The organism is Fictibacillus halophilus, from assembly GCF_016401385.1.
Lineage (GTDB): Bacteria > Bacillota > Bacilli > Bacillales > Fictibacillaceae > Fictibacillus > Fictibacillus halophilus.
Genome location: NZ_JAEACF010000001.1, coordinates 1,958,222 through 1,972,314 on the forward strand (window position 1 = coordinate 1,958,222; position 14,093 = coordinate 1,972,314).

Below are 14,093 nucleotides of genomic sequence, written 5' to 3' on the forward strand. Positions count from 1 at the left end.
CTGAAAAAGGTCAGCTGTCTTAAACTTTAACGGTCGGGGTCTTTTGGGTGCAATACGATTGGCCTTCTGTTCTTTAATGGCATTGGAATCCTTAAGATCACATCTCGGATCGCCTTTGGATTAAAAGGAATGAAAGGCCAGAGATAAGGTATATGGAAGGACTTGAACGACACAAAGAATAATACGGCTAATGTAAAGCCTACTATATATCCTGGTACACCTAACAGTGCAGTTAAACCTAATAAAGAAAGTCTTAATAACCGATTTGCTAGACTAAGCTCATACGTTGGAGTAGCAAATGTTCCAATTGCAGCTACAGCAATATAGAGCACTACTTCATTTACAAATAAACCAGCTTCAATCGCTACTTGTCCGACCACAATCGCTGAGACCAATCCTAGTCCGGTTGAAACAGATGTAGGCGTATGAATCGTAGCCATTCTGAGCATATCCATACCTAGTTCGATGATCACAAACTGCAAAAACAATGGGACGACACCTATCTCTTCAGGACCTATGAAGGATAAATTCACTGGTAGAAGTTCTTTCTGTACGGAAAACAGGTACCATAATGGCAATAAAAAGATCGATATCCACACAGCTAAAAATCGCACAAACCTTAAATAAGCACCAACGACCGGTTTCTGCCTGTATTCTTCTGCATGCTGGAGATGATGCCAAAAAGTGGTTGGTGTGATCAAGACAGACGGTGATCCATCTACATAAACTAAAACATGTCCTTCAAATAAATGAACCGCTGCTGTATCAGGACGTTCTGTATACCTCACTAACGGATAAGGATTGAGGTGCCGGCCACAGATAAATTCTTCGACTGTTTTCTCACCCATCGGAAGTCCATCCGTATCAATTTTTTTCAATGATTCCTTAATTCGTTCCACGATATGCGGATCTGCAATATCTTCAATATAAGAAATACATACGTCAGTCTTCGATCGCCTGCCTATACTCATGTACTCCATACGAAGTGAACGATCACGAACTCTTCTTCTCGTGAGTGCGGTATTGAACACGATTGTTTCGACAAAACCATCTCTTGCTCCTCTAACAACGCGCTCAACATCCGGTTCTTCAGGTCCTCGAACCGGGTATGTTCTTGCATCGATTTGAAGGATTTCAGAAACTCCCTCAACGAGCAGAACTGTGGGACCACTTAAAACCCAATCGATTCCTTGGTTCAAATCATCTGACGTAGAGATTTCTATATAGGGCAGATACGTCTTCATCAACTTTACAAGTGGATCCGGATCTAATTGACCTGGCTCGAGATCGGCTAGTAACTTCATTAAATAATGAAGAATATCATCTTTAACGAATCCATCTACCATAAATAAGGCCATTCTTCTTCCGGCATATTCTAAATCAAGATGAATACAATCAAAACTTATATCGACGCCTAGTTGATCTTTCATATACTGAACGTTTTCATTAAAATTTGGTGAAAGAGGTTGTTTTTTTGGCAGATATGACATTTTTTTCATCACTCCTCTGCCTATCATCCTTCACTTTCTTTTCATGTTTCATACCTTGGTCAACAACGATTATTCTAAATGTCTCATAAATCCAACAGATTCAATGATCGTATAGAAAAAGAAAACCCCTTAGCTATGCTAAGGAGCTTTTAGGCTATACAAGTGGAGACTTTAAATAGGCGTGAATAAGTTCTGCTGTATTTTTTAAAGACTTGATATGTGTACGTTCAAAAGCATGAGATGCATCAATTCCAGGTCCGATCAGACCATGCACGATATCTGCACCAGCACGAATAGCAGCTGTAGCATCTGAACCATAGTAAGGATAGATATCCACTTTATATCCAATATTTTGTTTTTCAGCTAGGGCTACAAGATGTTTTCTTAAACCATAATGGTAAGGACCCCCAGAGTCTTTTGCACAGATACTTACTGTAAACTCATCTGTTGACTGACCATCACCGATTGCTCCCATGTCAACCGCTAAATACTCGACTGTTTCGATTGGTATGTTCGAATTACCACCATATCCAATCTCTTCATTGTTACTAATTAAAAAGTGAGTCGTGTATGGCAGCTTGATTGAGTGGGTCTTAATTTGTTTAATCACATGCATTAAGATTGCAACGCTTGCTTTGTCATCTAGATGACGCGACTTCACAAATCCACTATCCAATTGCTCAAATCTAGGATAGAAAGAAACAAAATCTCCTATTGAGATTCCCGCCTCTTCAACATCTTTCTTAGAATGAAACTCTTCATCTACTCGAACAACCATGTTCTTCTGATCACGTTTTAATTCATTCATTCCTTTGTATACATGAGCAGCTGTTTGATGCATCATGATCGTGCCACTAAACGTTTTTCCTGAGTTTGTGTGTATAGAACAATATTCTCCTTCTATCGTATTCCAATAAAATCCACCGATTAAGTCTAATTTTAGACGGCCATCGCTTTTGATCTCTTTCACCATAGCACCTAAAGTATCTACATGTGCTGTCAACAGGCGATGTTTTGAATCATTTTCACCCGGAATGGTAGCGATGACAGCACCTTTGTTCGAAGTTTTGAATGATACCTGATTTTCTTCAAAGAATGATTTCATAAACTCGATTGCGGCTTCTGTATTCCCAGACGGGCTTGGGATATGTACGAGTTCTTTAATATAACTTACGATCTCTTCTGTTCGTATTTCCAATCGTCTAACCCCTCTCTTTTAACCCCTTCATACGTTTTCTTGAACTCGAGCCTTCTAATTTGGACAGGGATGCATAGAATTTAGGAACAAGTTGTCCGAAAGGGAGGCTGATTTGTATGAAGTGGAGAATTTCAATTTATCTGTTAATTATTATACTTGTAATAGGTATCATCTACCAGCCGTTTGTCAAAAAAGAAGCACGTGAAAGCATTACATTCTTTCCGTTAGACAATGCATTTTCTTTTAAGGAAGCAGATACGAATCTATCTTTCCTAAACGGGAACTCTTCAAGTTATGACTTGCTTTGGAAAGTGAACTCTGAGACTTCTGAACGTGTTTATTTGAGGCAAGATATTGCAATGATTTATGAGAACGGAAGGCTTAACAACAAGATGACAGAGTGGAAAACATCTGCTGTTGAAATTGACCTTGAAAAAGATGTTATAAGTTCGATACCGGGGCTATGGGAGGCCATCTCCTATCATCAAGGAGAGATCCATCTTAGCGAAGAGAAATATCGTTCTGTACAGAGAATGAGTAATGATTATCTATATGCAGCAAAACTAGGTCAATCCTTTTCAAGTTTTAAGATTCCTAAGGATAACACGGAACGGAAAGCTAAAAATGATCTGGATGAAAAAACGAATAAATACTTACAGCAAACACTTACTCAAACAACAAACTTCTATCAGATTGACATAAACGAATATTACGTGATCTCATTAGAGTCGTTAACGGATTATAACAGAAAACCACTACCCGGGTTCTCTTCATCCAAAAGTCAGGAAATTATCGGGAAGCTTTGGGAAGGATTATACAAGAATTACTTTGTAGGAATCACGACCAAAAATGGACAGAGAGTAAGTCCAATCGGAAGTTCGATGCCTTTCATCTTGATCAGCAAAGACAAAAAATATTTATTCGTTCTCTTTCAAACAACTAATGGAGAGAACATCCAGCTGATTCAATATATCTCGTGATGACTTCTATTAATGCACGGCTAGAGTAACAGGTATGATGAGGACGTTTGTCATTCGTTACAGAATGCTTCAACGGATTCCACCATATAGCTGTCCAAAGAGCATGGATCGCTGGAACCATATCTAAAGAATAAGAATCACCAATATAGTAAAAGTCACTACCATCTGTATTCCTTTTTACAAGATGGAAGATCTCCGGACTAGGCTTAGCCACTTTTATTTCCGATGAAATATATATATGTTCCTCAGGAATAGCTAGTTGTAGATGTTTTATCTTGTTTCTCTGAACGGCAGCCTCTCCATTGGAGATGATACCGTGCGTAATTTCATATCGATTTAGCAACTCAAAGATATCTCTTACCCATGAGTAGGGTTGCACAAATAGATGTACATTCTCTTCAAAAAGCTGTTGATACCTCTCGATTTCTTGGTTACTAAAATTTCTTAGTCCTATTGCGCGTAATGAAGATAATAGGCGGTTCCTTTGATATTCTTTTCGGTTGATCCATCCTTTTTCATAAGCCTGCCAATAAAAATCACAAAACGTTTTATAGCAAGAAAACCATTTACCTTCTACATTCATATTTATCTCATCTGAAGAGACGATGGAACGAAATGCAAATAAAGAAGCCTTCTTAAAGGAGGCTTCATAATCAAACAGCGTATTGTCTAGATCGAAGAAGAATGCTGTTTTTTCCGATTGCATGGTCAAATGATTTCATCCATCATTTTAGATCGCAAACCTGGAAATGACATAGCACTTCCCACTAAGAAACGACGAATAAACGGGTTGCCAAGAGCGCTATTCATCAAACGGTATCTCATTCTGTAACCGAGCACAATAGCAAGGAATATCAAAAAGCTTTTAATCACAAATCCTTTCATGTGAAAACCTCCTTGCTACTACTTTCTGTTTGGAATGCACTTTTTATTCGTCCTCTAGATTTAAAAGGTCTTCTTTCGTATTTACATTTTCAAAAAAGTGAGCCTCTTCTTTTCGTACTTCTATGTATTTCGTACGTTTACGGTCTAGTAATGAAAGAACCTTTAAGTTATCCTTCATTAAGTTCTCTTTCAATTCAGGAAGGCAAGATCGCTTGTATACACCGTTAAGCGGATAGACTTTTCCGTTCAAAACTGGAACGATGCAGTCATACTCGGGATGTTCAATAGCCCGTTCTATCCATGTTCCATACATATGGCTGCTCATTCTAGGCATGTCACAAGGGGTAATCAAATAATAATCTCCCTTTTTTTTCAGCATCGCACTGTATATGCCGGCTAATGGACCTTTACCTCTAAAAGCTTCAACATCGGAAATTAGTTCTGCAGCATGAGAATGGTCTTGCTCTAATTTCTCCATCCATTCTTCACGAACGACAGCTACCAGCTCATCTGAATGTGGAGCGATCGCATTCATCGCTTTTTCAAAAAAAGTGGTATGACCCCATTTAGCGAACAATTTTGGACTTCCAAATCTTCTAGACTCACCGCCTGCAAGAACAACCCCTATTACGCTCAAGTTATGATCCATGTGTATAAACCTCCCGCAATCATACCTCCTATAATAGTAGAAGAAAAGTTCACAAGATCGTTTGTAAAAAAGGAATACCCAAATACTTTTATTGTTTTAACACCACAATGAACGTGACTTTCTGTTTCTTTTTTACAAATAGAACAAACATACTTTTGTTCAAACCAAGCCCCAAAAAGGGTATCTGCTACATTGCCTAAAAATCCAGAGATCGCAATACACAACAGAATACTAAATGATGTTTCATAGAGAAAATAAAAGCCAAAGCCTATTAAAGATGCTCCGGTAGCTGCTGCAACTGTACCTAGACTTGATACTGCACCTGATAAGCCAGGATCGACCTTCTTCCATTCTTTTATATGAAACGGTCTTTGCTGTGATAGGACACCGATCTCTGAAGCCCATGTATCTGCTGTAGCTGTTGCAAAGGTAGCAGCGAATACTATAAGCCATACAGGATCTGAAACCGTTAGATGAGCAATTGCTGCAAGTAGAGCAGCTCCACCATTGGCAAGCACTTGCCCGGCCGACCTTCCCTTTTTCTCTTCGGTGTTTAAAGCGTCTTGATCCTGTTTTTTGTCTTTTTTCCATTTGGTCAAAAATGTAGAAGTTATGAAGAACAGACCGAGTATGATCAAACCTTGCCAACCAAAGGCAAGATATATAATCACACCCAATATAAACGCTGTTAAACTTCCTGCGATGGTGAGCCATTTAAAGCAGGCTGACAATATGGAAAGAAGAGCGATACCTACTAGTATGTTTATCATCTACTTGAATCGACCATCTTCCGTAATAATCTGATCAACAGGAACATCATAGTTTTCATGTGGAAGAAAATCCGTAGTCTGCAAGGTGTAAGCAAGTGAAAGTTTAGATCCATCATAAGATTCTAAATAGCGATCGAAATACCCACCTCCGTAACCGATTCTGTACCCGTCTCTATCAAATACTAGTCCTGGGACGATAATCATGTTCATTTGAGACGGCTCTATGCATGAAGTAACATCAATCTTAGGTTCGTATAGATCCATGTATACATTTTCTAATGCTTCATAAGAACGTATCTCTCGGAACTCCATCTGTTTGTGTTTAGAGTAGCACTTAGGGACTCCGACAGTCTTCCCTTCACTCCACGCTTGGTTTACGATGTAAGACGTATCGAGCTCAAAAGCTCTCGAGACAGTAATGCCGATACAATTTGCTGTTTTCCAATCGTCTGTTTGAAATAAGAAATTAGAAATCGCTTCGCTTTTTGCCTTTCTTTCTTCTTTTCCCATTGAGAGTAACAATTGTTTTAACTCTTTTCGCCATTGTGATTTATTCATGGATTAAACACCTCTATAACGTGATGTATTTATCATATCATGAGTATGATTGCATGAAAAAACGCCTGATCCCTCATTTGCATGGGTCTCAGGCGCTTCAACGTGAAATTACTTTGTTTCACGGTGAACTGTGTATTTCTTTAAACGTGGGCTGTATTTTTTAAGCTCTAAACGGTCTGGATTCGTACGCTTGTTTTTTGTAGTGATGTAGTTACGATCACCAGTTTCAGTACAAGCTAAAGTAATGTTTACACGCATTGTTGTTTCCCTCCACATCTTTACCAAAGTACATTATCATGGTTACTAACAGTCATATTCTCTATTAAACCATACCATAACATGATAACAAATTCTTTTCTAACGAGCAAGTGAGTTTTGTGAAAGTTTCTCATAGACTTTCGTATATTCTTTGAGAACATCAATAAATGTGGCATGTGACCAGGTGAGAGGTGCAACCGACAAAGCCTCTCCCGTAAACGGGTGCAGTTGTTCAGGTAAAACACCTGTAGAAAAACTATGCTCGTGAACCCAGCGTAAAATTTCATGCGGCCGCTCTAGATCTTGAAGTGACTTCGCACATTGAACATACCATTTAGCAAGCCATAGCGTACAGATTAGCCAAGGATTCCCAGGCGCTCTTGTCATATCATGCGTTTGTTGAAAGTAATAGTCATTCGTGTATCTTGCTATTCCGCCTACACCGGACTTAATGCTCAGCTCTTCATTCATCTGCTGCATCGTTCGGACAACACGTTCATCATCGGCAGGGTATACACCGAACGCAAAAAGAGCATACATGCTTGATTCCATCGTGAAGTCTTTTTTATAAGCGTTATCATCCAACAGATAGATGCCTCTTAAAAATCTTCCTGAACTCTCATCGTATAAATGCTTCTCCATTCCAGCTTTTATTCGGTCTGCCCCCTTCTTGTACCTTTCTGCTCGGTCATCCTCGCCGAAAAGTGTCGCGAAAGAATAAGCAGCCATAAGGCCACCATATACAGAACTAGCAGTAAAGGTAAAGATCCCTCTTCTTTCTTCCCAAAGATCATAAGAAGGTAACGGGAGGTCTAGCTCTTCTTGCATATATTGAAGCAAGAATCTTGCACTCGGACGCACTAATGACCGATAGAGAGATTGAGCAAACTCAATATCTCCTGTTGCTTTATAATGCTCCCAAAATGCCCACAGTACGAGCGCTGTTTCATCTTCCTGAATTGGCAACTGGCTAGAACCTTCTTTGTCGATCATAGGGTGCCATGATGATCCGATCGAGCCGTCGGGGTTATATTTATGATGAAGGTACCCCTCTTTTGTTAGTACATCCGCACATCTGCGATAAAAATTCTTTACCATTCCATGAAAGCCCGCTTTTGCGACAGCAGCGGCTATTAACGCCCCATCTCTTGGCCACATGTAACTATAATGGTCGCGGTTATAATGCTGAATATCGGAATCGTTCGCAGCAATAATATAGCCGTTCTCATTCGTTTGAGTACGAATGATCAGTAAACTCCTGTTATATAGATCAAGAAGTTCATCAGAAAGGTTGCATGGATTGATCTTTGTTTTATTAACCCATCTCCTCCAGTACACATCTATCTTATCTAACGTTAAAGATGGACCGATCTCCATGAGGTAATCGTAAAGCGAAAAAACTTCCTCTCTACTTTTTCCAACGGTTAAAGCATAGTTTACGTCTCCTTTTCCATGTGGCGGAACGATGCCTTGTACGGAGAAAGTACTATCCACTGATCCTTGGGCGATCGGGTTCACATGAAGATGACCATCTTCTGCATCTTTCCATGTTCCTTCTGCACTTAAAAAACGTTTCACCCCTGTTGTGTACTGGTCGATTCCCTTTTGATCGAATGATGCTGTAAAAAGAAAGTAACGATTCTTCTTATAATGGATGATCACAGATTTTTCAGGATCAAAGTAGGCTGTGTCTCCCACTTCATTCTCATATATTGAAAGATCTTGGTGAAAGAACAGTTTGATCCTTTTTTCTTCATATGAATCGTTTAATACGGTGATTCTTCGCATAAACATATTTTCTCTTTGATGAACGGCATCTTCAATCTTAAGCGTTATACCTTCTTTTGCGTTTTTTGCGTATGAGAGGGTAACGAGTGAATCTAAATGATAACCCGGCTCGATCACCCATTCTTTTGAAGAAAGCCAAGAAAAGGAGCCATTGATACTGGCTCCTAGACGGTTAACATGCCCCTGGACATGATTTTGCTGACCGACGTAAGGAAAATAGATGTCTCTGATCTGCAAATATTCATCTAAATTAATCAATAATTTTCCGTTTCCTAAAACCAAATGTCTTGGCATCTGTTACACCTGCTGATATAACTGGATTTTTTCGATATATTGTGATGCCGCTTGTTTCGCTTGTTCAGGATCCGTATTCTGGGAGTACACCGTGAAAACAGGTTGTTCTACGTCTGGAAGGATAAGCGTCCATCCTCCTTCAGGATGAAAGACTTTAATGCCATCCAGCAATTCTACATTGTTATCACGGATATCTTCCATAAGTCTGCGCATCACTCGCCCTTTCTTATCTTTTGGGCAAGGCACATACTCTCTTAACATATGCACATCTGGAAGCATCTTCACGAGTTCAGATAATGTGATCTTTTGCATTGCCATGATCTCTAAGATGTGTACAAACGCATATTGAGCGTCGTATTGATAATTTAGAACCCCATCCCCTACTTCCATGATAGAACGTGGATTAGCTTTCGTACGGATCAGCTTACCTTTTAAACGCTCTGCAATGGAATCTAGGGCAGATGATCCATATACCGGGATAGCCATCTCTTTTTGTTTACCTTGAGAAAATGCTGTGAAAACATAGAGAGCAAGCATGGTTTCTTCATCCAACACTTCACCTGTCTCTGTAATGAGACGCAAAGTCTCACCCGCTTCTCCGATCAAAACCCCGATATTGGCATTTGTAACTCTTACAAAGGATGCCATTTCCTCCGGTTTCGTCTGATATGGAGCAGTCAGGATCTCACAGTTCAATCGGTTATAAAGATTAGGGATAAAATTCAGATAAGGCTGATGATTGTAATTTACCACAACTCTAAACTTAGCTTCTTGAATCCCCTTTTCTTGGATTTCTTCTAATAGAGCGGAAATGTAATCTTCATGTTTGTTCGCCTGAACGGCACCTTTTCCAATACGATCAAATGAAGCACGTCTATAATCTTCCTGCCAATAGGCATTCTCGATCTTTCTTTCAAGGTCTGAATGAATCGGCAGCCCTTTGTTATCATAGAATTCGATCATTAGTTGTTTTTCTCCCGTAGGGTTTGAGAACCTTACGTAAACACCGCCCTCTAAGCGTTCTTCTTCGATAGAGAAACGGACAACTGGTGCGACAGTAGGACTGATATCAAGCGTGTGAACACCAGAAGAATGCAGACCCTGAATAAAAGATTGTTTAATCATAACTGAAAAATCATGTGAGTCACTTGCGATGATAATCTGTGACCCGTAAGGAAGAACAGCTCCATAGGCCGATGCAAGTCTTGCGATATAATCTGGTGTGATCTCAACGTTCGCAATCCCAGAAACCCCTCTCGATCCAAACAGAGATTTTGTAGCTTTTTTCCCCCATACGATTGAGGTGTGAACAAGAGCTTCTTCAAAGATTTCTTTTTCTGGCCAGATCTTTACGTCTGGCTTTAGTGTCGCGTTTTTACCGATCGTACAATGGTTCCCGACTACAGCATGTTCAAATACAGAAGCATCTTTTTCTACTTTCGTACCGTTTGCGATCGTTGCTCCTCTTAATTCGCACTGATCTCCAACAAAAACATCGTTCCATAAAACCGTTTTCTTTAAAGAACTCCCAGAACTTACTACACTGTTCTTTCCAACAACAGATAGTTTGCCAATATGTGATCCCTTTCGGATAACCGCTCCATCTGCAATACTTACCGGCGCTTCAATCTCGGCTCCATCTTCAATAAAAACATTCTTCCCAATCCAAACACCAGGCTCTTTTTCCTCTCCGGCAAAAGGTAGATCCACCAATCCGTTCAACATATCATAATGCGATTGGCGATACTGCTGAAGGCTCCCTATATCAGACCAATAGCCTTCTGCTTGATAGCCAAACAAATTTTTATCCTCTTTCATAAGTAGCGGAAACAAATCCTTACTAAAATCTACTGGAACATCTTTTTCAATATAATTAAATACTTCTGGTTCAAGTACATAGATCCCCGTATTCACCGTATCACTAAAGACTTCATTCCAGCTTGGCTTCTCAAGAAATCGAATGATCTTTCCTTCTTGATTGGTCATGATCACACCATATTCTAATGGCGAATCAACTTGCTTCATGAAGATAGTAGCGAGCGAATCGTTATCTTCATGAAATTGAATACCTTTTTCAAGGTTGAAATCCGTTAACGCATCGCCTGATATCACGATAAAACGCTCATCTAAAAATTCCTCAGCATTCTTAATGGACCCCGCTGTTCCCAGAGGAGAATCTTCAACAAAATACTGAAGGTTCACACCAAAATCGCGACCATCACCAAAATAATTTTTGATTGCGTCTGGTAAATAATGAACGGTAACGGCGATATCTGTAATGCCAAATTTTTTAAGAAGTTCAATACCATATTCCATCACAGGTTTGTGAAGCATTGGTACCATTGGTTTTGGCATATTGCATGTAAGAGGTCTTAATCGTGTCCCTTTTCCACCAGCCATAATTACACCCTTCATTAAACAATACCTCCCACTTTTGTTGTTTTATTTTGTTCTGTCTTATATAGTTCTGCAGTCTTTTCTGCAATAGAATCCCAACTGAAAACGGTTCTAGCTATTTCCTCGCCGTTTTTAGCTATGTCTTGGCAGCGTTCACGGTTGCTAAGGATATATTCTACAGCCCACACAATACTATCTGGATCGTTCGGATATACTTTTAGCCCTGTCTTTTCATGATCAACAATTTCCCTTAATCCACCCGTATCAGAAACGATGGTCAGTTTTCCGGACGCCATCCCTTCAAGTGCAACAATGCCGAATGGTTCATAATGACTTGGAAAAAGGGCAGCATCAGCTTTTGCAAAATATTCATTCCGTTTCGCATCGCTAACGAATCCTGCCAGATGAACAAACTCCTCTAGATTCTTCTGTCTGATCATTTCTTTTAGTTCATCCATTAAAGGACCTTTTCCAGCTATTACAAATCTGACTTGTTTGCCCCTATTCCTTAAAATATCTGCAGCCTCAATGATCGTTTGGAATCCTTTTTCTTTTACAAGCCTGCCAACTGAAAAAAGAAGAAGTTCTTGTTCGTTTCTCGTATCTTCTATAAAAGTACCTGTTTGAAATGTGATCTGCTCTGGATCAATTCCGTTTGGAAGAATCGTTATCTTATCTTCAGGTATGCTAAAAACTCCTGTTAGCTCATTTTTCATATAGTCACTGCACACGATCAGACTGTCTGATCCATCCATTAGTTCCCATTCCTTCTGATTGATCTCGTATTGTAGAGGTGATGTGATCCCGTTGTTTCTACCATGTTCTGTTGCATGAATAGTAGTGATCAAAGGGATGTTCAATTGTTTTTTAATGGCTAGTGCAGAAACGGAAACGAGCCAATCATGTGCGTGAATGCAGTCAAAATCAAACTTATTTGCTAATGCCAGCGCTTGTTCAGTGATGGCCATATTCAAACTCCCAGTCCAATGGAAAAACGACTCAAAATTCGGCTGTTTACCAGCAACTCGGTATACATGAACACCATTATTCACTTCATGTTCCGGATATCCTGGGACAGACGAAGTAATGACATATACATCCGTTCCTTGCTCGACCAATTTTCTAGAAAGATCGAATACATGCCGTGCTAAGCCACCTACTACCATAGGAGGGAATTCCCATGAAAGCATTAATATCTTCTTTTTGCCTTTAGCCTTTTGTTCACTATAATGAGACGCCACATACTCATCATGTTTATTCTTAAAGAAGTGCCACAAACCTGTTTTAAGCATGAATGGGTATTGGTTTTCATAGTCTGCTATCTCGGAAAGATGATATGTTTTATTATCAATCGAGCGATTCAGTTCATGAAACCTCTCGATATGCTCTTGAAATCTTGACTTTGCATATTCTGTAGCACTATTACCTTCAATGATAAAAGCCCAATCAGAACTGACAGCAAGCATCCATTCACGAACCATCTGATCTGCATATCGTTCAACAACGATGTTTGGTTCATCATGCGAAAGACGTGCTGCGAGTTCGACCAGCTTTCTTTCACAGTGATGCAAGTGTCTATACATCCAAGCATTTGACTCATTCAGCCATACTTCACCTGTTTGGTTTCTGCCCCATGTTGAAAAGCATGGTCTAACTGTCTCTAAATCTTGATAATGTCTTGTTAGAAATTCTTGAGGTGTGATCCACGTGATGTTTTGTTTCGTTGAAACTTTCATGGATTGAAGTAAAAATTCCGGTCCTTCAAACCACCAGTGTCCAAATAGCTCTGCATCAAATGGTGCAGTTATTAGTTGAGGAGGGTAAGATTGTTCGTTGGTATGTAAATATTCTGTAATTCGATGACAAAAATCATGAGCATGATCTTGCACTTTATTTAATGCCCATTCTCTATGGTACCAGTCTTTGTTCTCGGTTTTCCCAGTTATTCTCCAATACTTTAATCCAGTATCGACTCGAATCCCTTCTGGATGAATGAAGCTCTTTATATAATCATTTTCTCGTTCATACGCAACATCTCGATAAAACTCTCGATAATCAAAATCGCCAGGATAACCAACAGAAGAGTTCCATATCGTTTCTGAGATACATTGATTTCTTGAGAACAATGCTATCCCATGTGGAGAGTAAACAGGAGCTCCAATTCCTTTAGATGGAACAGGCTTACTTCTGAGTAGAGTTTCTTCATCTACAAAAGTATATTGAATACCTGCATCAGCTAACGCTTTATCTACTCCAGGAGAGTATGCACATTCTGGGAGCCAGAACCCTTTAGGTTTTTCACCAAAATACTTTTCAAATGTTTGAACGCCAGCAAAGATTTGTGCTTTAACTCCTTGCTCAGTTTGAATATAGGGAAGGAATGCGTGGGTTGCAGAGGAAGTGATGCAATTAACCTTCCCAAGATCCATATAGTGTTTATAGGCATCTGTAACTTTACAATCGAATTCTTGATAGGTTTCCATGATTCTTTTATAACGATCTTCGTAAAAATCGATAATCTTTTCTTCTTCCTTATAGGTAGAATGCTTTTTTTCTTTTTTAACAAGTTTTATCGTAAGGTCTAAATGTTCTAGGTAACGTTTTTGAATGACTGGATCGTTCAATAACTCCAATAAAGGAGAGGAGAATGATAAGGTCCAAGACAAGGTTTCAGGCTGATCTTCGAGTACCCATAATAACGGGATATATGTCTCAGTAAGTGCCTCAAATACCCATCTTTCCTCTAATCGATTCGCTTCTTTATGCCTCACATAAGGAAGGTGAGCGTGCAAGACTAATGAAAAATACCCGTTAGACATGTTTTAC

At 39.5% G+C, this 14,093-nt stretch carries 12 protein-coding genes; 1 reads left to right on the top strand and 11 read right to left on the bottom strand.

Annotation, left to right across the window (positions count from 1 at the left end; all coding sequences use genetic code 11):
• Positions 1-26: 26 nt before the first annotated feature.
• Both I5J82_RS10260 and I5J82_RS10265 read right to left on the bottom strand, forming a co-directional pair.
• A complete protein-coding gene (locus I5J82_RS10260; RefSeq protein ID WP_408610397.1) occupies positions 27-1,490 on the bottom strand; it encodes a spore germination protein in 1,464 nt (487 codons plus the stop codon).
• A 154-nt stretch (positions 1,491-1,644) separates the two neighbouring features.
• Positions 1,645-2,688, bottom strand: a complete 1,044-nt coding sequence (locus tag I5J82_RS10265; RefSeq protein ID WP_233096456.1) for a M42 family metallopeptidase — start codon at positions 2,686-2,688, stop codon at positions 1,645-1,647.
• 116 nt (positions 2,689-2,804) lie between these two features.
• Here I5J82_RS10265 and I5J82_RS10270 point away from each other — a divergent pair, with 116 nt between their 5' ends.
• Positions 2,805-3,668 (top strand): hypothetical protein, encoded by an 864-nt coding sequence (locus tag I5J82_RS10270; RefSeq protein WP_198767781.1) that lies wholly within the window; start codon positions 2,805-2,807, stop codon positions 3,666-3,668.
• On the opposite strand, the gene I5J82_RS10275 is transcribed toward I5J82_RS10270, so the two are convergent.
• The 9 genes from I5J82_RS10275 to I5J82_RS10315 all read right to left on the bottom strand — a co-directional run bounded on the left by I5J82_RS10275 (position 3,628) and on the right by I5J82_RS10315 (position 14,086).
• Entirely contained in the window at positions 3,628-4,374 is a 747-nt protein-coding gene (locus I5J82_RS10275; RefSeq protein WP_233096616.1) for an HAD family hydrolase, read from the bottom strand. The two genes, I5J82_RS10270 and I5J82_RS10275, sit on opposite strands and share 41 nt — an antisense overlap.
• 2 nt (positions 4,375-4,376) lie before the next feature.
• Positions 4,377-4,553 carry a hypothetical protein gene (locus tag I5J82_RS10280; protein ID WP_197131220.1) on the bottom strand — a complete coding sequence of 59 codons (177 nt, stop codon included), beginning with the start codon at positions 4,551-4,553 and terminating at the stop codon, positions 4,377-4,379.
• 43 nt (positions 4,554-4,596) lie between these two features.
• Positions 4,597-5,202 (bottom strand): molybdenum cofactor guanylyltransferase, encoded by a 606-nt coding sequence (gene mobA, locus I5J82_RS10285; protein ID WP_198767783.1) that lies wholly within the window; start codon positions 5,200-5,202, stop codon positions 4,597-4,599.
• Positions 5,187-5,972 carry a DUF92 domain-containing protein gene (locus tag I5J82_RS10290; protein ID WP_198767784.1) on the bottom strand — a complete coding sequence of 262 codons (786 nt, stop codon included), beginning with the start codon at positions 5,970-5,972 and terminating at the stop codon, positions 5,187-5,189. Before I5J82_RS10290 ends, mobA begins: the two co-directional genes overlap by 16 nt.
• Positions 5,973-6,530, bottom strand: coding sequence for a 5-formyltetrahydrofolate cyclo-ligase (locus I5J82_RS10295; RefSeq protein WP_198767785.1), 558 nt, complete (start codon positions 6,528-6,530; stop codon positions 5,973-5,975).
• Positions 6,531-6,638: 108 nt separating this feature from the next.
• Positions 6,639-6,788 (bottom strand): 50S ribosomal protein L33, encoded by a 150-nt coding sequence (rpmG, locus tag I5J82_RS10300; RefSeq protein ID WP_066242361.1) that lies wholly within the window; start codon positions 6,786-6,788, stop codon positions 6,639-6,641.
• Positions 6,789-6,887: 99 nt separating this feature from the next.
• Complete coding sequence (locus I5J82_RS10305; RefSeq protein ID WP_198767786.1) at positions 6,888-8,870, bottom strand: glycoside hydrolase family 15 protein; 1,983 nt, start codon at positions 8,868-8,870, stop codon at positions 6,888-6,890.
• Positions 8,871-8,873: 3 nt separating this feature from the next.
• A complete protein-coding gene (locus I5J82_RS10310; protein WP_198767787.1) occupies positions 8,874-11,285 on the bottom strand; it encodes a sugar phosphate nucleotidyltransferase in 2,412 nt (803 codons plus the stop codon).
• Complete coding sequence (locus I5J82_RS10315; protein WP_198767788.1) at positions 11,285-14,086, bottom strand: 1,4-alpha-glucan branching protein domain-containing protein; 2,802 nt, start codon at positions 14,084-14,086, stop codon at positions 11,285-11,287. Before I5J82_RS10315 ends, I5J82_RS10310 begins: the two co-directional genes overlap by 1 nt.
• Positions 14,087-14,093 lie beyond the last annotated feature (7 nt).